Origin of the sequence: Pseudoalteromonas piscicida, assembly GCF_002744175.1 — a bacterium.
Lineage (GTDB): Bacteria > Pseudomonadota > Gammaproteobacteria > Enterobacterales > Alteromonadaceae > Pseudoalteromonas > Pseudoalteromonas piscicida_B.
The window spans coordinates 1-24,512 of the sequence record NZ_NKHF01000028.1 but is presented as its reverse complement, the minus strand read 5'-3'; the positions used below and the strand labels follow the sequence as shown (position 1 = coordinate 24,512).

Below are 24,512 nucleotides of genomic sequence, written 5' to 3'. Positions count from 1 at the left end.
TTTTGTTCTCTATGAGAGTGATTTAATTGGTATTACAATACTTCTACCGCTTGTAACGACTCACTTTGATAGCAACCTAACACGCGTACAAACTGGGTATGATCTTTTAACTCTTCAAGAGCAACCTGTACTCGCGAGTCAGCGATATTTGCAAGTAAGTCCACGTAGAATACTTCTTCCCAAGGGTTACCCGGAACTGGACGCGATTCTAGTTTAACCATATTGATATTATGCTGTTTAAAGACCATTAGGGCGTCCGCAAGCGAGCCTACTTGCTGTTTAGTCGCCATGATTAAGCTGGTTTTTGTTGGGATCTGAGTGGATACCTGTAATGATTTACGAGCCACAACAATAAAGCGACTGTGGTTTTCAGTTTGGTTGGCCAATCCAGATTTTACGACTTCTAATCCCATGTTTTTACCCGCTTGTGCTGATCCTATAGCGGCACTATTAGGGTGCTCGGCAGCATGTTTTAGTGCACTGGAGGTAGAGTCACAGGTTTCGTGCTGAATATCACCAAGGCCTTGAATAAAGCGGCTACATTGAGCAAAAGGTTGCGGGTGAGCATAAATTTTATCAATGGCATGTAGCTCGGTATCAGGCAAGGCCAACAAGCAATGTTCAACAGTATGAGTGACTTCACCAACGATGGACACTTGAGCATGCTGCAACAAGTCAAATACTTCGTTGATACTACCGGAGCTGGTGTTTTCTATCGGCAGAATACCAAAGTCTGCCTGACCTTTTTCTACGTGCTCGGTGATTTGATCAAAGCTTTGACAGCCCATTTCAACCAATTTACCCGGTCGACGACTAAAATATTTGTGGCACGCCAGCTGGCTATACGAGCCTTGTCCGCCCAAATAAGCCACTCTGTGAGTATCGCCCACAGTGTCTGGGTTTAGACTCTTTTGCAGCATCGCTTGTTGATTTAACACTGAGTCTTCCAAAATAGTTTGGAACACGCTGTTAATGTAGAAGGCATCTAGTCCGAGTGACTTGCCATAGCGGATCAGCTTTTCTAGTAATGCTTCTTCTCGAGCTTCATCACGGATAGGCTTATTGTTGGCAATTTTATATTCCAGCACACTGTGGCTGATCCGTCGTCGCTTTGCTAATAGAATCAATAATTCTGAGTCTATTTCGTTAATGTCATGCCGAAGGGCATTTAATGTGTCTTGTGTCATAGGTCCTCACTCCCATTTAGCCAAAAAAAAGCCTCCCGATGTTGGGAGGCTTAGCTATTCTTTTTCACTCGCGAACAGTCAAGCCTCTTCACCTAAAGAAGCCAAAAAAGAAATACATGTTGCGTGTGATTAAATTCATTGATTCAAACCTTACTTTGAAAGTGATTACATTATTAGCATAGAACTTATCGATAAAACAAGTACTACTTTGGGCGAATAGAGAAAAATCTCTTGGTGTTTTAAAGATGGTACAGGACAAACGTCGGGGTTATACGTTAATCAAACGTAACTTATTGGCACGTCGAAATATATTCTGGTATATTCAAGCAACACACCACAGTAAATAATAGAATAGGCTGACTTGTGGGTAATCGTCGCCCGCCATCAAGATATGGTGCAAGCTCTTTAAGCGTAAAATTGTCAATGTTGATATCGGCTGTTTGTTTGATATCAGGCGTCGTTGCTGCGGCATTGATGCTAAAATCTGAAGAAAAACAATTAATCTACGAAGAGTATGATGAGCTCAAGCGCTTTAGCGCGCAGGTGAATAACCAGTTTTCAAGTTATCTGGACCTAAAGTCGAGCTTGGCCGAGCAGGCAAACTCGGTGGTATCTAAACACCTACTCCATGGTGTTCATGACCTTTCTGGGGCACATGCAAACGTTGATAAACGTGGCGATAGCCTCGCGAGCACAGCGAAAAATGGGCTCTCTGCTGCCATGTATACTGGCGATGCCAACTTGCAGTCTATGCAAAAACTGTTTTCTGAATCTGAGCTGCTGTGGAATATATTGGCTCCCCCTTTACTCCAAGACTTTTTTAACTTTTATTTGTCCACTCAAGATGGTTTTGTTCGAGTGGCTCCGCCCAATGCGCTGCTGGCAAAAGATCCAAGGTTAGTAAACAACCAGCTACACAATCTCCCCATATTACAGGCGGAACAAAATCCAACTCGCGAAGCCGTATGGTCGGGAGTATATTTTGATCGGGTATGGAATAAGTGGGTGATCAGCATTTTAGTGCCGCTCTATTTTCATGATGATTATATTGGCTTAACTGGTAGTGACATTGAGTTAGCAACCTTGCTGGAAAAACTCCCAAGGGCAGATCAACAACAAGGCTTTATTGTTTTTGATAAGCAGGGCAGGCTGCTGGCCGCTCCCGGTTTATTCAAAACAACAGCGGCTACTAGCAAGTTAGTTGATTACACCAAACTGCCAGAAGACCTAAGCAAAATAGTACAAGGGGCGCTCCGTACTAAGCTGCCTAATATACAAGATGAGTTTAAGTATAAAGATCAGTGGCACATTATGCATGTGACTCATATCGCTAATTTAGACTGGTATATCGGTATTTATAAAAAGCGGGCGTCGGCGATTTCTGCAATTGAAGAGCTCAAGGTAAAGTTTTTTGGGTTGTTTATCCTCTATGCTATTTTCGTCGCGATATTATTGCATCAGGTACTCTATCAGCTGGTACTTAAGCGTATCAATACTTTGGTTAAGGCCGTGAAAGGGTTTGGTCGTGGTCAGTGGGATATGCCTACACTCCCACATACCGATGACGAAATAGGCCAACTCAACGCCTCTTTTAATGATATGAGCTTAGAAATTAAGCAGCTCGTTGATGGCTTAAACCAGCGTATTACCGAAAAAGAAATTGCCGAAAAAGCAGCCAATCGGCTCTCTAAGGCAGTTGCGTTTTCTGGCACTGGTGTGGTGCTTACTAATGAACACTTTCAAATTGAGTACGTTAACCCAAAAATGCAAGAAATGACTGGATATGACGAACAGCATTTTATTGGTTCGCCGCTACTCAGTATTATCTCCAAAGACATGGCAATTTTGATAGATGATATCGACATTGACCTGCGTAGCCGTAATTACTGGCGTGGCGATACTATGTTGGCAGGGGAAAGAGACGCACCAATTTGGGTGAGCTTAAGTGTGTCACCGATTCGCGAAGAGGGAGGGGCAATTTCTAGTTATGTTGCCTCAGCTCAAGATATTTCTTTTGTTAAAGAAAGTCAGCGCAAGATGGAAGAGCTTGCCTATTTTGATACCTTAACAGGTCTTGCTAATCGTACTTTCTTTAGAATGCAGCTGCGAAAATCAATGGCCTTGGCTGAGCGTGGTCATTACGCATTTGCTTTATTCTACTTTGATTTGGATGAGTTTAAACGTATCAACGATACGCTCGGCCACGATGCGGGTGACCGTTTACTCCTTGAAGTGGCTACGCGTCTGAAAAAACGCCTTCGTGCTGAGGATACCATTGCCAGGTTAGGTGGTGATGAATTTGCGGTGCTACTCAGTGGTATCAATGAGAGAGAAAATGCCATGGAAGTGGCGAATATTATTCAGAAAACGTTGTCAGAACCGATAAAACTGGGTAATAACGAAGTCATCGTTAGTGCCAGTATTGGTATCACAATGGCACCGTTTGATAGTAAAGAAGAAGAACAACTACTCAAACATGCTGACTTGGCAATGTATCAGGCAAAAGCGAAGGGCCGCAATACATACCACTTCTACAGCCAAGACTTAGACGCGGCAGCAAACGAACGTTTGTATATTGAAAATGAGTTGCGCACGGCAATAAAAGCACAACAGTTTACGCTTCACTATCAGCCTCAAGTAAATAGTCAAAGTGGCGAGGTGGTGGGCTATGAAGCACTGATCCGCTGGTTTCACCCGACTGAAGGGGCTATCCCACCAAGTAAATTTATTCCAATTGCAGAAGCCACAGGCTTAATTGTAGAGTTAGGTGCTTGGGTTTTAGAAGAAGCGTGCGGATTCTCTCATCGCTTAAAAGTTGCGGGCAAAACCCCCAATGTGTCTATTAACTTGTCGGCACGACAGTTTAAAGATGCCCAATTGATAAAGACGTTGTCGGATATTATTGCACGAACCAAAATTGAGCCAACACATCTGCACCTTGAGCTGACTGAAAGTATGCTAATGGGTGATGTAGAGGCAGCTATAGCGCAGCTTAAAGACATTAAAGCGCTAGGCGTGTCTTTGTCTATTGATGATTTTGGGACGGGGTACTCATCACTGAGCTACATTAAGCGTTTCCCCGTCGATGTACTTAAAATCGATCGCTCTTTTGTTAAAGATATTCCTGAAGATCCAAACGATATGGAAATAACAGCAGCGATTATCGCGATGGCACAGAAACTTAATTTACAGGTGATTGCCGAAGGGGTGGAAACCGAAGCACAAATGACATTCTTAGCAAAGAATAACTGCTTTATTGTGCAAGGGTATTACTACAGTGCTCCGCTCAACGAGTCGGGGATATTTAGATTCGCGCCTGCGGTCTAGTTGTTTGTTATAGAAACTATTAACACAATGCGCGCATCAAATTGAGCAACTAGTTAAGAAAAAATGGGATAAGAGTGAGACTTGCTCCTTATATATTGAGCAAGTCTTTGACTAGGTGAGTATTAACCGCCAGCGATTTTGACCTTAAAGCCTTGGCCCTCTAAGAGCTGTTTTAGCTTTTCTCTGTCATCACCTTGAATTTCGATAACGCCCTCTTTTACAGCGCCACCTTGGCCCATTTTTGACTTCAGTGTTTTCGCTAGCTTTTTCAAGTCATGCTGTTCGCCGTCAATGCCAACAACCAACATTACACCTTTGCCTTTACGGCCTTTGGTTTGTCTTTCGATACGAATAGCGCCGTCTTTAAAAACTTTACCTTGCGCGGCAGGTTTTGTCTCTTTAGTGTCAATACGACCTATATCAGTCGAGTACACGAGTCTGGATTCTGACATTAAATCTGGTCCTATAGCGGGTTATTTAGAGCGATCATAACAAAAACAGGATTAGATGTTTTTTATTTTTTGCTAAATACTTTTTAAGCGTTATATTTAAAGTGGTGAGGGGAAACAAATCAAAATAATTTAGGAGCTTAAAGATGAGCTTAAGTAAAAATGCTTCAGCTGACGGTAAGACTTTAACAATCCAAATTAGAGGCAAATTTGACTTCAATTTGGTGCAATCCTTTCGACAGGCCTATGCTGAAGTAAACGAGCAAACGGAAAAAGTTGTCGTTGACCTACGTGAAACGGATTATATGGACAGCTCCGCCTTGGGTATGCTGTTAAACATGAAAAAAACACTGGGTAGCTCAGTGTCGAGTATACAAATTAGCAACTGCCGTCCACAGCTAAAAAAAATCCTCCAGATTTCTCGTTTTGATAAAAAGTTCGATATTGACTAATCGCCAGCAGACCCCCTCATGAATATTTTGGTGGTTGACGACCAGATATTAAACTGTCGCTTGCTGAAAGCCATGCTTGAGCAGCAGTTTTATACCGTGTTTTGCGCCAATGATGGTCGTGAAGCTCTTAAGCTTCTTGAGCTTCATGATATAGATATCGTGCTCCTAGATGTGCTGATGCCTGTAATGGATGGCTTTGAAACAGCGCCAAAAATAAAGCAGCACGCCGGTGACGTTTATCTTCCTATTATTTTTATCACCGCATTAGAAGATCAAAGCAGCTTTGAAAAGTGTCTTGCTGTGGGTGGGGATGACTTTATTCACAAGCCTTTTGATAAAGTGATCTTATCTGCCAAAATCAAGGCACACGCTCGAACCCGAAGGTTAAGCCAGCAAAGCAATGAGCAGCGGCGGCAGTTAGAGTATCACTACAACCAAATTGAACGTGAGCACGAGATTGTAGAGCACATTTTTAGTAATGCACTGGCGCAACAGTCTGAATATCCAGAGATCTGTGACTACCATTTATCACCCGCCTCTATGTTTAATGGTGATATGTTTTTAATGGCCAAAAGTCCAATGGGCGGGTTTTATTGCTTGCTTGGTGATTTTACCGGACACGGGCTCGCGGCCGCTGTTGGAGCACTCCCCGCATCTCGAATCTTTTATACTATGGTACAAAAAGGGATGGCGGTTAGTGACATCGCGGTTGAACTCAATACGGCACTAAATGAGCTGCTACCTGGGCACATGTTTTGCGCGGCCGCAATCGTAGAGATAAGCAGTTCAGGAAAAAGTGTTTCAGCTTGGTTGGGCGGGTTACCAGACCTTTATCTCATTGACCAAGACGGCCAGCTTATTAAAACCATCGAAAGCCAACATATGGCATTGGGGATATTGGAAACTGACGAGTTTGAGCGTAACTTACTGCATTTTGAGGTGAGCCCAGACCAACGCTTAGTGATGGCAACCGACGGTATTATTGAGTCTGAGTCTGAGCGGGGAGAAATGTACGGTGAGCGCCGCCTGAAACGGTTATTATCGAGTCGAGGGCGCATTTCAACAGACCAAATTATTGCAGAGGTACGGAGCTTTTCCGGCAGTAGTGAGCAGCAAGATGATTTGAGTATTGCCATTGTGAACTGTGTTGCTAGCGAATTGGCGATGTCGGCACCAAATCATTATTCCAGCCTTCCGTTTAATATTTCTTTATCGTTAGACGCAAAGCAAATGAAAACAACCGATCCAGTACTTGAGCTAGTGGACTTACTCAGTAAGGTGGATGGTATTTCTGCTCACCGTTCAAATATCTTTTTGCTGCTTTCTGAGGCGTATAACAATTCACTAGATCATGGTGTGTTGGGTCTGGATTCTGAAATCAAGAACAAAGAAGATGGTTTTTTTGAATATTACAGTCTCAGAGAGCGGGTACTTAAAGAGTTAAAAGAGGCGTTAATTATCATTTCAGTGCGGTATAGCCCAGAAGAACTTAAACTCTATTTTAATATTTGCGATTCAGGAAATGGTTTTCAAGCAGATGAGCGCAACGAGTCGCAAAAAGATTATAGCCATGGCCGTGGTGTAAGCTTGCTGAGCGAAATCGCGCAAAGTGTGAGCTACAACAAGGCTGGTAATGAATTAGAAATGATCTACTCGCTCACCTCTAAGTCAGTGTAGCCTGAGCGTAAATAAAAAGCATGGGAACAAAGTTCGCTACATAAAACATCCTCAGCTGCACACGCTTTTCTCGTACATTGCTCCTACCTCCTTAATTATCCCGAGTTCAAGTTCATTAGCTAAGGGCGTCATTAGGCGACGTGGCAATCAGAAATAATCTTCAACGAGCGACCTAGAAACGCATGTTGCAACTGTACCTCATTTTTTGTATTGGCAAGGTGAGATAGCCATGTTAATCTTGCTTCAACTTTAGATGTTTAGATGGCTAAAATGTCAAAATATATTTCTTTAAGCGGATTATCTGTTTCTAACGAACTTGTACAGCAACAGTTAGCGAAAATAGATGCTTATCTTGAGCAACATTCAGAATCAGCGGTATGGTCATATCAGATCCCAGAACTGGGTGAGGGCGGAGCGTGTAGCCTATTTGGTCACTTACAGGAAGCGCCATTTTTATTGACCGACTACCTTGAGCAAAGCGAAAGCAACCAGCAAGCTTTGGGTAAATTGCAAACTATTGTTGCTTTTGTTGTTGAGTGCACTGGCGTTGACTGGTTTGGTATCTATCAAACTAGAACAATAGAAAACGGTGAGCAGTTATTAAAACTTGCCTACGCAGGCGCTCCAAGTCGACCTTTATTTCCAATAACTCAAGCTTTTGCTGCTACTTCAAACAATATCCAAACGGTACTGAATGCCAAGGCTCGGGTTATTAATGATATCCCTAAGTATGTTGCAGAGGGCGGTGAGTATTATACCTGTGATCCAAAGGTTAAAGCAGAAACCTGTTTGCCATTGTTTAACGAGGCAGAGCAGTGTATCGGGATCATTGATGCGGAGGCATTTCAAGAGTCATTCTTTGACGACAATGTGCTCGCTTTATTGGCGGCCGCATGCATTAGAATTCCAGACTATTTGCCTAACTAACCTGAGGTTTGGATAAGAAACGAGCTAACTCATTGCTTTTAAAATCACATTAAATTATTTCCTTATCTAGCCAGTAGTAAGGGATAACAGCTGCTAAAGAACAAGTTGTTAGCTGAGTTTAGGTTAACTCGTTAAGCTTGGGGTGAAGTGTAAACCTAGACCTTTTGCGGTGCTGACAAGTTTACAATAATGAATAAAATTCTAGATAAATATGGTAACCGACAAGCAAGTCTCTATGTTACCATCGAGTCTATTGGAATCGGACGTCTGTCGTTCGAATTTGCATTAATTAAAATAAAAGAGATAAGCCATGTTCTCAGAGCTAAAACCACTTCCAACAGATCCTATTTTAGGCCTGATGGCCGCTTATAAGCAGGACACTAACCCAAATAAAATCGACCTAGGTGTAGGTGTTTATAAAGACGAGCAAGGAAATACACCCGTACTTAGGGCGGTAAAGAAAGCGGAAGCGTTTCGTTTAGAAAACGAGACAACAAAATCTTATATTGGTTTGGCTGGTAATCTAGACTTCTGTCACAAGATGGAAAGTCTATTACTTGGAGAGCATAGTGCGCTACTAGCTAACCGTGTACGTACGGCACAAGCACCAGGCGGTACAGGGGCACTGCGTGTAGCCGCTGAGTTTATTAAGCGTTGTAATACCAACGCGACTGTGTGGGTTACTACTCCAACTTGGGCAAACCATATTAGTTTGTTTGAAGCTGCAGGCCTAACAGTTAAAGAGTATCCATACTATGACTACGAAAATAAAGGTCTGCTGTTTGATGAAATGATCAATACACTTAAGCAAGTACCTAAAGGTGATATTGTATTACTTCACGCATGTTGTCATAACCCAAGTGGTATGGATCTAAACCAAGAGCAGTGGCAAATTGTTGCTGAACTTGCGAAAGAACAAGGCTTCACACCACTTATTGATATTGCTTACCAAGGTTTTGGTACAAGCTTAGAAGCGGATGCACAAGGTCTTAGAACGATTGCAGATACCGTGGACGAAATGATTATTTGTTCTTCGTGCTCTAAAAACTTTGGTCTGTACCGCGAGCGTATTGGTGCCTGTTCTATCATTGCAAAAGACAGTGCTACTGCCGACGTTTCTAACTCTGTTATGTTAAGCGTAGTACGTAGTATTTACTCAATGCCGCCAGCGCATGGTGCAGATATCGTCAACACGATATTAAGCAGCACAGAACTAACGCAAATGTGGCACGACGAGTTAGATGAAATGCGTGGCCGCATTAATGGTCTACGTACTTTGATCAAAGAAAGCTTGGCAGCAAAAGGGGTTGCACAAGATTTCTCGTTTATCGACCGTCAGCACGGTATGTTCTCATTCTTAGGTATTAATAAAGAGCAAATCGATAAGCTACGTGATGAGTATGCAATCTACATTGTCGGCTCTAGCCGCGTAAATGTGGCTGGCGTAAGCAAAGACAATATTGATTACTTTGCTGACGCAGTGGCAAGCGTGATTAAATAATACGAATACGCTAGCAATAAAAAAACCGCAACATATTGCGGTTTTTTACGAGTTATACCAATCAGCATTAATACCTGAAATGATTTCTTATCTGGCTATTGGAGATAAATTCAACGTAGTTAGCGCTAAAACTGGTTGTTAGACAAGCATTAATTATCTCAAGCTCAGATTATTTAGGCTTGCTTAATTTTAGTTACTTTATCTGAAGCTTTTTCATCTTCGGTTTTGTTTTTGGCGCTGGCCTTTGGTGTTACTTTTCCACCTTTTAACACAGACACAAAATCGTCTTTTTGTTTTGCAATTTCAAGCGCAAGGGATTCAACTTGTTGTTCACTGAGCGGCACGTCTACCTTGGTAAGCATGTCTTCTAATGCTTCTGCAACGTCTAGCATTTTATCGTAAGCATCGGCTTCTTTTTTAGACGTAAAAGTCATACGCTCGACTCCATTTCTTTCAACAACATATTTGATGATAACGGCCATGGTTATTCCCCTTGTCACTGTTTTTTTATACAGTAATCCGAAACGCGTCATTACGCAAGTTATTTTGAAAAATTTTCAAGTCGAAGAAAACCAAGACGTTATAAATAAAGTCAATTAAAACATGTGGTTATCCATTGTTTTTGTTTGGTAAAGAATGAACGTTTTTTGACAAAGTAAAAAACACAGGCTTTAGTTAAGAGGCTTTGCTGGTCATCAACAAGCGTGTTGAAGTCGCAAAGGTTTGGATATTGTCATACACAAGGAGTGTTATTTATGTTGATCAAAACTACCATACTTTCCATTTTATTGATTCTTGGCTTAAGCAGTTCTGTGGTATTTGCTAAGCCATTAGAGCGTCCTGTTACCACGCAATCACAACAACAGAGTGTATTAAACATTAACTCAGCTGATGCAACTGCACTTTCAAGTTTACCAGGGATTGGTATTCGTAAAGCAGAAGCCATTATTGAGTACCGCAAAAAGCTGGGCCGTTTTAAAAGTACTCAAGAATTGTTGGAGGTGAAAGGGATAGGCAAAGGGATTTTGGCAAAACTGGAGGGAAAAATAAAAGTGTGATGAGCAAGTAATATGCGGGCTAGCGAAGCCCGCACATTGAGCCTACTGATCAGCTGGACTTATTAGTTGTCTCAAACTCAGAGATGGCCTTAGCTAGTTCGGGCTTGCCAAAGTATATTTCTAGCGGTGTGGTGAACAGGGGATAAACTAACCCAGCCACCAAGAGAATGGGTAATAATAGCCAGCCTTCAAAGACTGCCAATGAAGCAAAAAAAGGAGTAAGTAACAACAGCTTTGCGATGCGTAACAGCACTCTGGTTTTTGCGTCAAGGCGGCTGAGTGCAATACGTAAAATCATCTGCTTATCACGGAGTTTAAATCCATGAAGTTGCTCTATCTGGCTTAACCTAAAATGCATAAACGTAGGATCTCAGCTTCTTTTAGTAAAATGAAAAAACACAAAGAGGACAAACACAACGCTATAAAATGCGAAAATAATTTCCATCCAGCCTGGCATAGAAAGTCCTGCGAAAGACCAATCTATGTTGCCGCAGTCACCTGTTGCAGCGAAAAAGCTTGGGATCCACTCGTGGAGCGGCACGAACGCGGGAAAGTTCGGGACAAAATCACAGGTAAAGGCGAAAGGATCGGTGGTCGTTTGCATTTCAATATGTTCACGTGCAATCAGGTAACCCCAAATACTACCAACACCCCAGGAGGCAAAGGCTAGGCTGCGGATCACAAAAGAGCGTGGCGCTAACATACCAATTAAGCCTGCGGCTAATAACCCGAGCATCGCAAAGCGCTGATAAATACACATGATACAAGGCTCTAGGCCCATACCGTACTGAAAGTAAAGTGCCACAGCTTCGAAAATAGCAGCTGAAAGCGCAAGCAGCCCCCAAGACTGCCTAGAAAGATGAAAAGATGAAATCGTCATTATCGAGAAACCCTTTTTGTTTTATTATGCTTGATCTGGTCCGGTTAGAGCAACCTTACATCAATAGTGTACACTACCTTTGCGAGCAATTTTCGACACTTGCTTATTGAAGAAGTTCGAAAATTGCGAGTTTGTTGAGTACCAGACCGAGCTTTGCCTGTTTTGCTTCTATAGTGACGCTTTCTATTTGTGGTTTAGGGCATTAATATGAAGTGCACTTCGTTCAATATGCGAGCCTGTTAAGATAATGCTATCAATATTGTTGTAAGCACTTACTGACTCTAATGGGTTACTGTTTAAAAGAAGTAAGTTTGCCACTTTCCCTTCAGCTACACTTCCATACCGGTGTTCTAATGCAAACGCGTTGGCATTGTTAATCGTTGCAGCCGATAACAAGCTAACAAGATCAACGCCTGCTTGATGCATCATCGTTAATTCTAGGTAAGTTGATAAACCGGGTTGTGACGCGTAAGTTGGTGCCGGCGGCGTATCTGAACCGAGCAGAAGAGTTGCACCATGTTTATGTAAGTACCTTAGCGCTTGTTGCCCCTGATGAAACACATGCTCTAATCTAGCGACTTTTTGTTGGTTACTCAGCGTTCCCCAGCCTTGGTTCATTTCTCTAGAAAACCAACGGCCTGCTTCACTCTTATACCAATCAATCTGTGATAGCGGTAATACGTTATGATATTCAGGTGAAAACTCAAACGTATTGTCGGTTACTTTTGCTAGTGAATGCATCACATTTAACGTTGCTTGATACGCGATATCTTGCTCGACGATGCTATCAAGTACAGCTTTTACCTTTGGTGGTAGCGCGTTTGCTACTTTGTTTGTATTTGGGGTCAACCAATTCCATAGCCCGTGCGCCATAATGTTGATATTAGCCTCCACTGCAAGTTGTTGCATATCAACGGCATTTGCATGGGCCATGACAGGTAAATGCAGTGATGCTGCGGAATCGACTAACCGTTTAGCATCTGCTTGGCGTATAAGCGGTAGTTGGCTATTTTCACCAAACCCATCTTCAAAATAAAGCTTGGCACAAGTTGCACCGTCGGACTTCATTCGCGTTAATGGCTGTGCGTCTTGGTGGGCCTGTACTTGAGATGGTGTGAGTTCATTAACAGGGTCGTTATGTTGTGCTGCAAAATAGGGTTTATGTTGATGGAGCTTAGCGTAACTAAGGCCTTGTGCATTATAACCCTGATAAACAGGCATGGCACCACAAAAATAGGCGTCGGGTGCCGGCCCATTCGCTGCAAATTTGCTCATTCCAGCAGCAGTGTTTGAAGGGTCAATAACTTGGGTGACGCCATAATAAAGATAATTCGCGCCTTGTCTTTGCAAAAATGCCGTTTGCATTTTCTCTGCATTCGGGTCGGAAGCTAAGAGCCCTGGCATGGTTTTTAAGTGAACATGACTGTCAGTTAATCCCGGAATGAGGTATTGTCCACTAGCATCAACAACTTGAGATGCTTCAGGCTTTGCACCTATATTGGAAATTTGGATGATTTTACCATTGTCTATTGCTAGCCAATGATTGGAGATAACTTCAACTTGGTGCTTATCAATAGGGTTTAAAATGGTAGCATTGTCGATACGAAGATCGACAGCTGCAAATAATGCATGGGATGACAGTGCGCAATAAGTTGCTATTAATGTTTGCTTTTTCATGATGGAAACCTGTTAGTGTCGGATTAGATAGCTTCGAGCATAATTGGTGAGTTACTTTGTGTTTTAATTTTCATGTAAATTAACTCTGAAATTTTTCTTAATTTAATTAAAACTATAATAATCAGTAGGATAAGGTGTTCTGAGTTGAAAGGTTTTCTATTGGGGAATTGGCGAATTGAGCCTAAACTGAACCAAATTGTGGGGCACCCTAGCGGGTGTGAATACACAGTTCCCCCCAAAGTTATGAAATTATTAGTAGTATTGGCAGAGGCTAACGGTGATCCGCTGAGTATAGAAAGTCTCGTAGAACTGGTCTGGAAGCCTAAAGTGGTGTCTGACAACTCGGTCTATCAAGCCGTCGCACAATTAAGGAAGATTTTAAACACAGACCCTCAGCACCAAGAGTATATAGAAAGAATATCTGCTCAAGGCTACCGCATTCACCCAAACATTGTGCACGGTGAGCATAAAGCTATTGTGATGCCCATAAGTAAAAAGCGAATAGGGCTGTTTGGTGTCGCCATTATGCTGCTAACACTGGTCGCTCTTTGTGCTTTTTATATTCAAACTGCTCAAAAGCGCAATGCACAAAACAGCCCATACTTCGATGAAATTACTCTTGCTACACATCTGTCTCAAAGTACAACGGTGGAAGAGTTAGCGCGAGCGAAAACGATTTACCAACAAGTGTTATCTAAACAAAGTGACAATGTAGAGGCACTCAGTGGTTTATGTAATGCTTTTATGGGGCTTAGTATATATGGTGGAGTGTCAGAGTATGAATCGCTTGCATTGTGTCGCCCACTGCTAGAGCAGGCACGCATTTTAGATGATACAAACATTGAAGTAATAACCTCACTTGCACGCTTTGCGGTGATGGAAAATGAAATTGAGCAAGCACAGGATTATTTTAAGCGCGGATTTGAGATCTCAACCAAACATGCTCGTCTATGGCATTGGTATGGTCGCTTTCTTCGCGGACAACATAAAATACCTGATGCGGTTGCTGCGCATAAACAAGCGTATCAGTTAGCACCAAACGATGCAGTTATTATTCGCGGTCTGGCCTATGCTCATCTGAACGCGAGGCAACTAGACCTAGCTCGAAAATACTTTGACCGTAGTGTGGCCGTAGCGCCTCACACTAAAAACAATCCACTCTATGCGCTGGACTTTTATCCACTTAACCAGCAGCGTGCGACTCGATATTTAAGATGGTACAAAGCCAATCATATCGATCACAATAAATTGTATCCGGCGCAGCAGTTGAGCCATATTTTAGTGTTACTGAGCTTAGGTCGTACCGAGGAAGCTGCGGAGAAATTTCAGCAAGCCGCAAACTTAGGTTCAATTTCTACATCATTTAGATTGTATGTTGAAGCCGGGCTAGCTTGGCAACAAGGTGATGTCGAAAAGGCTGAAGACCTCTTAAAACAGCGTTACGAGCTAGACTCAAAGGGTAATCATTATGTGATGCCTTATATTCTTGCTTTGCTTGCACGGCAGAAAGTACAACCCGCGATAATACTTTTTGAACAGCATTTTTCTGATATCGCGGCACTTAAATCACCGGAGGCAGGCAATGTAGGGCAATACCTTACTTATGCCCTGATACTGAAACGTACAGGTCAACAAAGCAAGCTTAAGCGAGTAACACAGTTGTTGGCACAATACCTTAATCAAGGAAATCAGCTAGATGCAGCTTTATCTTCTTACTGGTTCGCACTTAACAATGAAACAGCAGAAACACAACAAGCGCTGACGCAGCTGCTCAATACTGGCTGGTTACCCGACTACAATGATAGTTTTTTTGCTACGGATCTTTATCTCGCTTTGACATCAGACCACGAATTTAAACAAGCATGGCTGAATAAGCTTGAAAGCAGACAGAACGAGCTCTAAAACGTTAGGTTACGCATACATAAAATTCGCGACGCTCTTTGCTTTCTTCAATTTCCGTAGAGGCACTTGTCACCTACGGCCACGCCCGTTCGCTTGATTAACGTTCAAAGCTGGTAGGAGATTGATTAATTTGGTATTAACATGAAAGTCAAAGAATGAGGTGATTACGGGTATTAAAATAACCCGAACGGTTACTATAAAGTTGTTATGCAAATGAGTAATGTATAGAGAAAATGATGGAATTAGATAGTAGGATTAACTTATTAGAAAATGGAAATTTATCTCCTCAAGATGCTGAGAAGCAATTCAACGAAATTTTAGTCCCATTGCTAAATAAAGATGGGTATAACATAGCCTTAGCTCCTTTTCGCGGTGATGTTGGTGTGGATTTTATTGCTGAGAAACAACTTTTCAATAACCAAGAGCAAGTAGGAATCGAATATAAGCACTATAAATCTGCCGTAGGTGTCGATGTTGTTCGTCGGTTACTGGGAACGACATTTACTCATAACTTTGATCGTTTGATTTTGGTTACCAAATCTCGTTTTACCAAATCAGCCCTTGAGCTTGCTAATTCAGTTTTACCAGTCAAGCTTGAGCTAATTGACTTAGATGCGCTGAGAGCATGGGTTCAGAGGGCCGAAAAAACTGAAGACTACAACTTCGAGCTAGTAAATATTATTCGTTCCAATATTAGCGAGCGGTTAGCGATGCTAATAGCTAAAAATCCTCGATACTTGATGGATATTGAATGGAGAGAGCTTGAGTATGTTATTCAAACGGTGTTTGAAGAGTTAGGGTTCAGCGCTGAACTTACCCCAGGAAGTAAAGATGGCGGTAAAGATTTAGTGCTTACCTGTAGGGTTTCTGGTCAAGACCACACCTATTACATAGAGCTTAAGCACTGGAGATCCCAACAAAAAGTAGGTGGACAAGCAGCTAGAGACTTCCTGAAAGTGATTATTAATGAAGAAGTGAATGGAGGGTTATTTCTTTCTTCGTACGGTTATTGTGAGAATGCGTTTGAAATGTTGACTGAGATTGACAGAAAACATTTAAAGTTTGGTGATCAGAAAAAAATCGTTACTTTATGTACACAATACGTTAAGTCTAAATCAGGCCTTTGGTCTCCTACCAGCGGTTTATCAGAAGTTTTGTTTGAACAAACTATATAAATTCGCCGAATAAACTATTGCACAAGGGCAAAATAGGGTGGTTTTTCTCCTTCGTTGCTTTTTTAACCCAATGGCTGGCAATGACACTCAGAATTATTCGGCGCACCCCCAAGTTGAAACTGCTTTTTTGGGAAAGTAAAACTTTGAGATATAAACATAAAACAATATGAGCAATCAACAACATTGGCAAAGGAAGTGGAGAGAAGTATTAGGGGAGTCGACTGACTCAATTCCTGATATCAGGGAGGATTATGCTCTTCATTTCGACATATGGAAACTGGATGATGAGAAGCTCGAAGCCTGCTTTTCAATATTTCCAAATGGCAAGCGAATACTTAAAAGAGTGAATGAAGTCAGAAAAATGTGTCCGCAACCTACAGGTAATGATGATGAAACACTCTTAAACAAGCTAAATCAACTCAATGAAAATATAGAGATTGTGCTTCAAGCATTCGGCGATCAAGCACTTATTGAGTTAAATAGAGAAAAGTCTTCCACCAAGAAATGTCGTGTTTATCGGGGCAGTGAAACGCTAAGGCGTGAAGTGTTTAAAAATGCTGATCCACCCACCATACATTTAGATGGTGCACTGTCTGAAATTATCAAGAAACACTGTGGTGGAGAAGGTTACGAAGCACTTCTTTTTTTAAGTGAGCCGCTATACCAATTGGCTGGTTGCGATTATACCGTTTCGCATTGGATAGCATGGGCAATGGTAGAAAACGAATACGATACTGATCCGTACTACGAAGCATTTGAGTTATACAAAATGAAGGCAGAGGCAGGATGGTCAGATGAGGAGCTGTTTATTTACATTAACAGCTCAGTGTTTAGCGAAGATGAGCCCGTTATGGCTAAGTCTATATCGCCTTTAGTGACCCCTAGATCTCACACCGTATTACAATATTATCCGCATTAAACATGGCTATTTTCAGCTTGGGTGATTTGTAGCTTGTTAGTTGAGCTTCATCTGGTACAATCAGTGGATTAACAAGCACAACCTGCCAATAAAGGCATTGATGTAATAACAAAGTGGTGTGAGATGCGAATTTTCAAAGCCAAGAGCCCAGCTGGATTTGCTGAAGAATATATTGTTGAGTCAATTTGGAACGGCGAATTTCCTCCGGGATCAATCCTACCTGCTGAGCGCGAGCTTTCTGAACTTATTGGTGTAACTAGAACAACGCTACGAGAAGTATTGCAGCGACTGGCCCGTGATGGTTGGTTAACAATTCAACATGGTAAGCCTACAAGAGTAAATAACTTCTGGGAAACGTCGGGTCTTAATATCTTAGAGACGCTGGCACGCCTTGATGAAGACAAAATGCCTGAGCTCACCGATCAATTATTGTCTGCGCGCACCAATATCAGTGCTATCTATACTCGTGCAGCAATAAAGTTTAATCCACAGCGAGTGATTGATATTCTCTCTAAGCATGAAGAATTAGCCGACACCGCAGAAGCATTCGCCGATTATGACTACCAAGTTCACCATGAACTGGCGGGAGCTGGACAAAACAAAATCTATGTTCTGATCTTAAATGGCTTTAGAGGGTTGTATTCAAAAATAGGGTGTCATTACTTCTCAGATTCAAGAACACGAGCACTGGCAAGACAATTCTATGCAGATCTTACGAAGCTGGCTGAAAACCAAGAACATGATGGCGCAATTTCGCTAATGCGTAAATACGGTCATCAGTCGGGTGAAATTTGGCAGCAGATCCGTGGCGACATGCCAGAAAATATCATGGACTAACTTAGGTTAGTGACATTAGAAAAAGGCTTCCTAGTGAAGCCTTTTTTGATCTTGGTGCTATTATTACACCGCCATAAGGGCTTCATCGAATTTATAGATTAGTGCTATCGGTTAATTCGATTGTTAATTATGGCACTTGCCAAATAAACTAGTCACAGTTTTTGGCAGGCTGACAAAACTAGCTCGTTTTCGTTATCCGTCTCGCGAGACTTGTTTTTTCATAACCGCGCCACAATATTAAGTACAACATGTTTTGGGTCAGTTAAGACGCAAAACAAGATTGGAAATAAACCTAACTATTGGAGATAAAAATGGGTGTATTAGTAGGCCGCAAGGCACCAGACTTTACAGCAGCAGCAGTACTAGGTAACGGTGAGATCGTAGATAGCTACAACCTGCACGAGCGTATTAAAGGTAAAAAAGCGGTTGTTTTCTTTTACCCACTAGACTTCACTTTTGTTTGTCCTTCAGAGCTAATTGCTTTTGACAAGCGTTACGAAGAGTTCCAAAAGCGTGGTGTTGAAGTGATCGGTGTTTCTATCGATTCTCAGTTCTCACACAACGCATGGCGTAACACTCCAGTAAACGAAGGTGGTATTGGTCCAGTTAAGTACGATCTAGTTGCTGACGTTAAACACGAAATCTGTCAAGCATACGACGTTGAGCACCCAGAAGCTGGTGTTGCTTTCCGTGGTTCTTTCCTAATCGATGCTGAAGGTAATGTACGTCACCAAGTAGTGAACGACCTACCACTAGGCCGTAACATCGACGAAATGCTTCGCATGGTTGATGCACTAGCATTCCACGAAGAGCACGGTGAAGTATGTCCAGCTGGTTGGACTGAAGGTAAAGCAGGTATGGACGCAAGCCCTGAAGGTGTTGCTAAGTTCCTATCTGAAAACGAAGGCGCACTATAATTTAGTGCCTACTTTGTTGATATCTTATTAGATATTAAAAAGAAACCCGCCAGTTTGGCGGGTTTTTTAATGGCTACTGATACCTCAATAGCTTTCTCAGGGTAATACTTTGACTACGCGGCTACCTTGCCTACTTTAGCAAGTGCCATGCTAGTTAAAGTTAATAAACTGGCCCAGTGACTTAATAAGTTGAATGCTTAGGTAAGCTGCAAATAAGCTGATCACTGGGGTGGCGAGCAGACTCAAAAAAGTGAGTTCATTAATCATTAGGCTTGTCCTTTTTTTCTTCCTCGTTGTTGTTATTGTCTTGAAATGCAGCTTGTAAAGATTGCTTGGTTTCCATCTTTAATGCTTCTAAGTTTGCTTTAATGGATTCGGAGATAGCTTGCGTCACTTTAGCCTTTACGTCTTGCAATATAGAGGCATCGATCTCTGCTGCAGTTGTTGTCATGCTTGCTGTTAACAATAGTGTAGTCATGGTTAATTTCGCTAAAGTAGTCATAATGAGTTTCCTTGTAATGTGTTAGTCGTAATAACTATTACAAAGGTTGTGCCAAAATAAATTTAATTTTTATCTTGTTGATTTTTAAATACTTTAATTATTGATAGGTATCTGGGAATTAATAGGGTGGTGAATTTGACCAGTGCTAGATAGGTAATAAAGCTAAAATTTAGTGAAATATATTAAGGCTGGGTTAAGCGAAGTAAGAAAGGATAAAAAGCGGTGGTTGGGCCGAATTAACGGCCAAAGCTTGGGTCATCGGGCAAATCGACAAGGATTAATACTGCCCCCTTTCCGCCATACTCCAGTGGAGCTTGATGCATTGCTAATACATCTGGGTGTTGAACTAGGTACTGCGGCACCTTATGTTTAAGTACTCGCTCACCGATACCATGCACAATACAAGCACAGGCGATATGCTGTTTTTTACAAGCATGAATTAAGGCAGCAAGCTCTTGCTTTACTGTTTCTTTATTTAAGCCATGCAAATCCAGGATCAGTTCTGGCGCATAATCACCGCGTCTAAGTTGTTTGGCTAAGTAGCGGTCTGCACCTGGCTTAACGTAATTAATCGTCCCAGACGTATCAATATCAGGAATATATTCGTCTGAAAAGTAAAACTCTGACTGTTGTTGCTTCACTTGCTGTTTCAGCTCAACGCTCTGAGTTTTTTTGATTTGTTTAAGCTGCACTTGATCTTGCTTGATGGGCTTTACACCATTAAGCGACTCGCGAAACATCGCAAAATCATCGTTAAGGTCAGCATTGCTGTTAGATTCTCTGTTCATAGCCTCATTTTAAATAAAAAAAGCATAAAAACCTAGCTTAAAAACCGCTACAATGTCGCTATATAGTTTGAGCTTAGAGAATCTCCATGACGGAAATGTCGCAACCACTAATTACTGACGAAATGGCAAATGAAGCGTTTCAAGATCTCCATACCATTCAAGACTGGGTACGATGGACTGCTAGTCAGTTCGTCAGTAACGAGGTCTTTTTTGGTCACGGTACAGATAACCCATGGGATGAAGCGGTAAGTTTAGTACTACCAGTGCTCCATATGCCAATTGATGCGCCTAAAGAAATTATGCATGCTCGGATGACTCAAAGTGAAAAAGTTCACTTGATGGAATATATTAGAGCTCGCATTGAACAGCGCATTCCTGTGGCCTATTTAACAAATCAAGCTTGGTTTGCCGGTATGCCTTTTTACGTTGATGAACGTGTGCTTGTGCCTCGCTCTCCGTTTGCTGAGTTAATCGCAAAACATTTTGCTCCTTGGGTTGCATCACCAAACAAGGTGGCACGTATCTTAGACATGTGTACGGGTTCAGGGTGTATCGCTATTGCACTAGCAAAGGCCTTTGAACGCGCTCAAGTTGATGCCGTAGACATCTCTTTTGAAGCACTTGAGGTGGCAGATCACAATATCAATCAGCACATGATGCAAGACAGGGTGTTTGCAATCCAGTCGGATGTGTTTAGCGGGGTGCCGGGGCAAAAATACGATTTAATCGTTGCCAATCCGCCGTACGTGGATGCCGAAGATATGTCGGATTTGCCTGATGAGTTTCATCATGAGCCTGAACTTGGTTTGGCATCAGGTGAAGATGGTCTTGACGTAACACGCACCTTGCTAGCTGAGGCGGCTGATCACCTCACCGATGACGGTTTGTTATTTGTCGAAGTTGGCAATTCTATGGTACATATGGAACAGCAATTTCCTGAAGCACCTTTCACTTGGCTAGAGTTTGAACATGGTGGTTTAGGGGTCTTTGTGGTATCCAAACAGCAATTGTTGGAATACTTTAAAAACTGATAGGGAGCCAATGCTCTCTATCGTCTATTTTGGAATGAGGAAAAACGATGGCAGGCAATAGCATTGGCCAATTATTTAAGGTGTCGACCTTTGGGGAAAGCCATGGCGCTGCGCTTGGTGGCGTGGTGGATGGTGTACCACCGGGGCTCGAGATCTGTGAAGCAGATTTACAAGTCGATTTAGACAGGCGTAAACCGGGTCAAAGTCGATATACGACGCAGCGCCGTGAAGGTGATGAGATAAAAATTCTCTCGGGTGTGTTTGAAGGCAAGACCACAGGCACGAGTATTGGATTGTTGATTGAAAATACCGATCAACGTTCAAAAGATTACTCAAATATCAAAGACTTGTTCCGCCCTGGCCACGGTGATTACACTTATTGGCATAAATATGGTCATCGTGATTATCGTGGTGGTGGTCGGTCTTCTGCGCGTGAAACTGCCATTCGAGTTGCAGCAGGCGCCATTGCAAAAAAATACCTGAAACAAGTCCATGGCATTGAAATTAACGCTTGTCTATCTCAGTTGGGCCCTATTAAGGCTGAGAGCTATGATTGGTCAACTGTTGAAACCAATCCGTTTTTCTTTCCCGATGAGTCTAAACTAGAAGCGCTCGATGAATATATGCGAATGCTGAAAAAAGAAGGTGATTCAGTCGGTGCGAAGGTAAAAGTCGTGGCGAAAAATGTACCTGTTGGGTTAGGTGAGCCTGTATTTGATCGCCTAGATGCTGAGATAGCTCACTCCTTGATGAGCATTAATGCCGTAAAAGGCGTAGAGATTGGTGATGGCTTTGACGTGGTTGAGCAAAAGGGCTCTGAGCATAGAGACGAGCTAACGCCACAGGGCTTTACATCCAATCATGCAGGCGGCGTTTTAGCGGGGATTTCTACAGGGCAAGATATTATCGCCTCCATTGCGCTCAAACCGACTTCAAGTATCTCGGTGCCAGGGCAGAGCATCGATACTCACAACCAGCCGCAAGAAGTTGTGACAAAAGGTCGTCATGACCCATGTGTGGGCATTCGTGCCATTCCAATTGCGGAAGCAATGTTGGCCATTACACTTATGGATCACTTGTTACGCCATCGCGGTCAAAACCAAGATGTATCTCTGGTACACCAACCAATTCCTGGTCACATTTAGCCTAGGTACGTTGGCATAACACTTGCTCTCTTTGACTAAATCAAGGAGAGCATCATGATCACTTATCAATCACACTCGGCTGTAAAACCAACCTCTACTGCTACGGAGCAGTATAGTGGCACCTCTGCTAATCAAACAACTACCTCATCCAGCGAGCAAGACTACGTCGCCGCTGCCAGTATTGCGCAATCGGATACGCCAGTGCTCGAGAATAAAGTTGATGAGCCATACAAATATCAGGTGGTCGAGCGCAATCAAACCTTTTTAGAAAAAATGAGAGAGGCGGTAATGTTTAGCCGTTTGGGGGCAAACAAAGAGCAGATAGATGAACTGAAAGAAAAGATGGCAGAATTAGAAAAGCTAGCGGAGCAAGGTAAAATCTCTCCGAAAGAGCTAGAGGCGCGAATGGCGGCACTTGAAAAGGCAATGGAAGAAGCGATAACTCAAGAAGAAAATAAAGCAAGTCAGGACACAGTCATCGGCTAGCAAGTGAGCAAATAGTTATCCGAAGCTCAAGTTAGTTATCTTTTACCAGAGCCCAAAAAAAAGCCTCGTTCGAGGCTTTTTCTATCTGATTTTAGCTATGATACTTTTCACACGCTTCAAGGGTGTTTTCAATCAAGCTTGCCACCGTCATTGGGCCAACCCCACCAGGAACTGGGGTGATAAAACTTGCGTTTTGCTCTGCAACATCATATTGCACGTCACCTACCAGTTTGCCAGATTCTAAGCGGTTAATACCTACATCAATAACAATAGCGCCTTCTTTTACCCAGCTACCAGGAATAAACTCAGGTTTACCTACTGCGACCACTAAAAGGTCAGCGCGGCGTACGTGTGCTTCTAGGTCTTGAGTAAATTTATGACAAACCGTTGTGGTACACCCTGCAAGTAGCAACTCTAATGACATCGGACGGCCGACAATATTTGATGCACCAACCACAACCGCGTGCATGCCCTTATAGCGAACGCCGGTTGAATCGAGTAGGGTGATAATCCCTTTCGGTGTGCAAGGTCTTAGCGCAGGCATTCTTTGTGCTAATCGGCCAACATTATAAGGGTGGAAGCCGTCTACATCTTTATGCGGGTCAATACGCTCTAATATTTTCTCTGCGTCTAGGCCTTCAGGTAGCGGCAGCTGAACTAAAATTCCATCAACTTCAGGATCTGCATTGAGCTCATCAACTAGTGTAAGTAACTGCTCTTCGCTGGTGTCTCCTGGTAAGTCGAAAGATTTTGAAACGAATCCAACTTCTTCACAGGCTTTACGCTTTGAACCTACATAAACTTGGCTCGCAGGATCCTGACCTACTAGTACAACTGCCAAACCTGGTGTTCTTAGACCTTGCGCCAGCCTGTCTTGAACTCGTTGTGCAACAGTAGAACGAACTTGTTTCGCGATAGCTTTGCCATCAATGATGTTTGCCGTCATGATTGACCTATATTAAGGGTTAAAAAACTTGAACGATAATAGAGCCTTTGAATTCTTCTATACAAGCATTTTCATTTAGTAAGTGTAAAAGCGCTGGTAAAGATGAAAAAAATGGGGTTGCTCTACTTTTTATGCCTTCCTACTTTATACTAGGGAGGACATTTGCCCGCTATTTTCTCAAAAAACAGGCAGCCCGCCAAGCAAGCATTGCGTAAAAGCAGAGGTTTTCACGAATTAGCTCGGCAGATGCGTATAAAATTTGATTAAGTCAGCTGTTTTATCAACAATTTGTGGCAAAAATAGGCAGTTGAAACAAAAACTAAAAAAAATATTTGACCTGCTCGGGGCAAATCACTATTATGCACCCCGTTGCCAACGAGGACTCACCGATAAAAAGGTTCTAAGTTCTCCAAGGTCACAGTCGGCGATTAGCGCAGCTTGGTAGCGCACTTGGTTTGGGTCCAAGGGGTCGCAGGTTCAAATCCTGCATCGCCGACCATTTTTAAAATAAGAAAGTAGCATGAAGATGTTTACTCGAGTTTGCGCCCTTAGCTCAGCTGGATAGAGCAACGCCCTTCTAAGGCGTCGGTCGAAGGTTCGAATCCTTCAGGGTGCGCCATCTTATTTTAATCCACATGTAGTGGCGGCTGTAGCTCAGTTGGTAGAGCCCTGGATTGTGATTCCGGTTGTCGTGGGTTCAAGTCCCATCAGTCGCCCCATCTACATGCC

General features: G+C 42.6%; 23 protein-coding genes and 3 tRNA genes. 17 read left to right on the top strand and 9 right to left on the bottom strand.

Annotated features, from left to right (window positions below):
• Positions 1–32: 32 nt before the first annotated feature.
• The gene (locus CEX98_RS06530; RefSeq protein WP_099641301.1) at positions 33–1,187 is read right to left on the bottom strand and encodes a chorismate mutase; all 1,155 of its coding nucleotides are present in this window, start codon (positions 1,185–1,187) and stop codon (positions 33–35) included.
• 363 nt (positions 1,188–1,550) lie between these two features.
• Here CEX98_RS06530 and CEX98_RS06525 point away from each other — a divergent pair, with 363 nt between their 5' ends.
• A complete protein-coding gene (locus tag CEX98_RS06525; RefSeq protein ID WP_099641300.1) occupies positions 1,551–4,514 on the top strand; it encodes a bifunctional diguanylate cyclase/phosphodiesterase in 2,964 nt (987 codons plus the stop codon).
• Between the two features lie 122 nt (positions 4,515–4,636).
• Here the strand turns inward: CEX98_RS06525 and CEX98_RS06520 are convergent, their stop codons facing one another.
• Positions 4,637–4,966, bottom strand: coding sequence for a stress response translation initiation inhibitor YciH (locus CEX98_RS06520; protein ID WP_099641299.1), 330 nt, complete (start codon positions 4,964–4,966; stop codon positions 4,637–4,639).
• A gap of 143 nt (positions 4,967–5,109) precedes the next feature.
• On the opposite strand from CEX98_RS06520, the gene CEX98_RS06515 reads away from it, so the two are divergent.
• From CEX98_RS06515 to CEX98_RS06500, 4 genes are all read left to right on the top strand, one after another.
• Positions 5,110–5,415, top strand: coding sequence for an STAS domain-containing protein (locus CEX98_RS06515; protein ID WP_095727406.1), 306 nt, complete (start codon positions 5,110–5,112; stop codon positions 5,413–5,415).
• Between the two features lie 18 nt (positions 5,416–5,433).
• Positions 5,434–7,092 (top strand): fused response regulator/phosphatase, encoded by a 1,659-nt coding sequence (locus CEX98_RS06510; protein WP_099641298.1) that lies wholly within the window; start codon positions 5,434–5,436, stop codon positions 7,090–7,092.
• Between the two features lie 261 nt (positions 7,093–7,353).
• Complete coding sequence (locus CEX98_RS06505) at positions 7,354–8,019, top strand: GAF domain-containing protein (RefSeq protein ID WP_099641297.1); 666 nt, start codon at positions 7,354–7,356, stop codon at positions 8,017–8,019.
• 310 nt (positions 8,020–8,329) lie between these two features.
• Positions 8,330–9,520 (top strand): amino acid aminotransferase, encoded by a 1,191-nt coding sequence (locus CEX98_RS06500; protein ID WP_099641296.1) that lies wholly within the window; start codon positions 8,330–8,332, stop codon positions 9,518–9,520.
• Between the two features lie 173 nt (positions 9,521–9,693).
• Here CEX98_RS06500 and CEX98_RS06495 read toward each other — a convergent pair whose 3' ends face one another.
• Positions 9,694–10,002, bottom strand: coding sequence for a YebG family protein (locus CEX98_RS06495; protein WP_099641295.1), 309 nt, complete (start codon positions 10,000–10,002; stop codon positions 9,694–9,696).
• 273 nt (positions 10,003–10,275) lie between these two features.
• Between CEX98_RS06495 and CEX98_RS06490 the strand changes: the two genes are divergently transcribed.
• Complete coding sequence (locus tag CEX98_RS06490) at positions 10,276–10,578, top strand: ComEA family DNA-binding protein (RefSeq protein ID WP_099641294.1); 303 nt, start codon at positions 10,276–10,278, stop codon at positions 10,576–10,578.
• Between the two features lie 49 nt (positions 10,579–10,627).
• Here CEX98_RS06490 and CEX98_RS06485 read toward each other — a convergent pair whose 3' ends face one another.
• The 3 genes from CEX98_RS06485 to CEX98_RS06475 all read right to left on the bottom strand — a co-directional run bounded on the left by CEX98_RS06485 (position 10,628) and on the right by CEX98_RS06475 (position 13,135).
• Positions 10,628–10,936, bottom strand: a complete 309-nt coding sequence (locus CEX98_RS06485; RefSeq protein WP_099641293.1) for a hypothetical protein — start codon at positions 10,934–10,936, stop codon at positions 10,628–10,630.
• A 12-nt stretch (positions 10,937–10,948) separates the two neighbouring features.
• A complete protein-coding gene (gene dsbB, locus CEX98_RS06480; RefSeq protein ID WP_099641292.1) occupies positions 10,949–11,458 on the bottom strand; it encodes a disulfide bond formation protein DsbB in 510 nt (169 codons plus the stop codon).
• A 183-nt stretch (positions 11,459–11,641) separates the two neighbouring features.
• Positions 11,642–13,135: an amidohydrolase family protein gene (locus CEX98_RS06475; protein WP_099641291.1), complete on the bottom strand. Its 1,494-nt coding sequence runs from the start codon at positions 13,133–13,135 to the stop codon at positions 11,642–11,644.
• 198 nt (positions 13,136–13,333) lie between these two features.
• Here CEX98_RS06475 and CEX98_RS06470 point away from each other — a divergent pair, with 198 nt between their 5' ends.
• The 5 genes from CEX98_RS06470 to CEX98_RS06450 all read left to right on the top strand — a co-directional run bounded on the left by CEX98_RS06470 (position 13,334) and on the right by CEX98_RS06450 (position 18,885).
• Positions 13,334–15,037, top strand: coding sequence for a tetratricopeptide repeat protein (locus CEX98_RS06470; protein WP_277948916.1), 1,704 nt, complete (start codon positions 13,334–13,336; stop codon positions 15,035–15,037).
• Positions 15,038–15,270: 233 nt separating this feature from the next.
• A complete protein-coding gene (locus CEX98_RS06465; protein ID WP_236596509.1) occupies positions 15,271–16,212 on the top strand; it encodes a restriction endonuclease in 942 nt (313 codons plus the stop codon).
• Between the two features lie 166 nt (positions 16,213–16,378).
• On the top strand, positions 16,379–17,131 hold the full coding sequence (locus CEX98_RS06460; RefSeq protein WP_242441647.1) for a hypothetical protein: 753 nt from the start codon (positions 16,379–16,381) through the stop codon (positions 17,129–17,131).
• Between the two features lie 123 nt (positions 17,132–17,254).
• Positions 17,255–17,968 (top strand): fatty acid metabolism transcriptional regulator FadR, encoded by a 714-nt coding sequence (gene fadR, locus CEX98_RS06455; protein WP_099641289.1) that lies wholly within the window; start codon positions 17,255–17,257, stop codon positions 17,966–17,968.
• Between the two features lie 311 nt (positions 17,969–18,279).
• Positions 18,280–18,885, top strand: a complete 606-nt coding sequence (locus CEX98_RS06450; protein WP_099641288.1) for a peroxiredoxin C — start codon at positions 18,280–18,282, stop codon at positions 18,883–18,885.
• Between the two features lie 259 nt (positions 18,886–19,144).
• On the opposite strand, the gene CEX98_RS06445 is transcribed toward CEX98_RS06450, so the two are convergent.
• Positions 19,145–19,387 (bottom strand): hypothetical protein, encoded by a 243-nt coding sequence (locus CEX98_RS06445; RefSeq protein WP_099641287.1) that lies wholly within the window; start codon positions 19,385–19,387, stop codon positions 19,145–19,147.
• A gap of 236 nt (positions 19,388–19,623) precedes the next feature.
• Entirely contained in the window at positions 19,624–20,175 is a 552-nt protein-coding gene (gene smrB / locus CEX98_RS06440; RefSeq protein ID WP_099641286.1) for an endonuclease SmrB, read from the bottom strand.
• Between the two features lie 95 nt (positions 20,176–20,270).
• Between smrB and prmB the strand changes: the two genes are divergently transcribed.
• The 3 genes from prmB to CEX98_RS06425 are packed head-to-tail and all read left to right on the top strand — an operon-like array spanning position 20,271 to position 22,837.
• Entirely contained in the window at positions 20,271–21,206 is a 936-nt protein-coding gene (gene prmB, locus CEX98_RS06435) for a 50S ribosomal protein L3 N(5)-glutamine methyltransferase (RefSeq protein WP_143484328.1), read from the top strand.
• Between the two features lie 47 nt (positions 21,207–21,253).
• Entirely contained in the window at positions 21,254–22,351 is a 1,098-nt protein-coding gene (gene aroC / locus CEX98_RS06430) for a chorismate synthase (protein ID WP_099641284.1), read from the top strand.
• Between the two features lie 54 nt (positions 22,352–22,405).
• Positions 22,406–22,837 carry a hypothetical protein gene (locus CEX98_RS06425; protein ID WP_099641283.1) on the top strand — a complete coding sequence of 144 codons (432 nt, stop codon included), beginning with the start codon at positions 22,406–22,408 and terminating at the stop codon, positions 22,835–22,837.
• 91 nt (positions 22,838–22,928) lie between these two features.
• On the opposite strand, the gene folD is transcribed toward CEX98_RS06425, so the two are convergent.
• Positions 22,929–23,783 carry a bifunctional methylenetetrahydrofolate dehydrogenase/methenyltetrahydrofolate cyclohydrolase FolD gene (folD, locus tag CEX98_RS06420; protein ID WP_099641282.1) on the bottom strand — a complete coding sequence of 285 codons (855 nt, stop codon included), beginning with the start codon at positions 23,781–23,783 and terminating at the stop codon, positions 22,929–22,931.
• 422 nt (positions 23,784–24,205) lie between these two features.
• Between folD and CEX98_RS06415 the strand changes: the two genes are divergently transcribed.
• From CEX98_RS06415 to CEX98_RS06405, 3 genes are all read left to right on the top strand, one after another.
• A tRNA-Pro gene (locus CEX98_RS06415) sits at positions 24,206–24,282 on the top strand.
• A gap of 43 nt (positions 24,283–24,325) precedes the next feature.
• Positions 24,326–24,402 (top strand) — tRNA-Arg (locus CEX98_RS06410).
• A gap of 24 nt (positions 24,403–24,426) precedes the next feature.
• Positions 24,427–24,502 (top strand) — tRNA-His (locus CEX98_RS06405).
• The last annotated feature ends 10 nt before the right edge of the window (positions 24,503–24,512 follow it).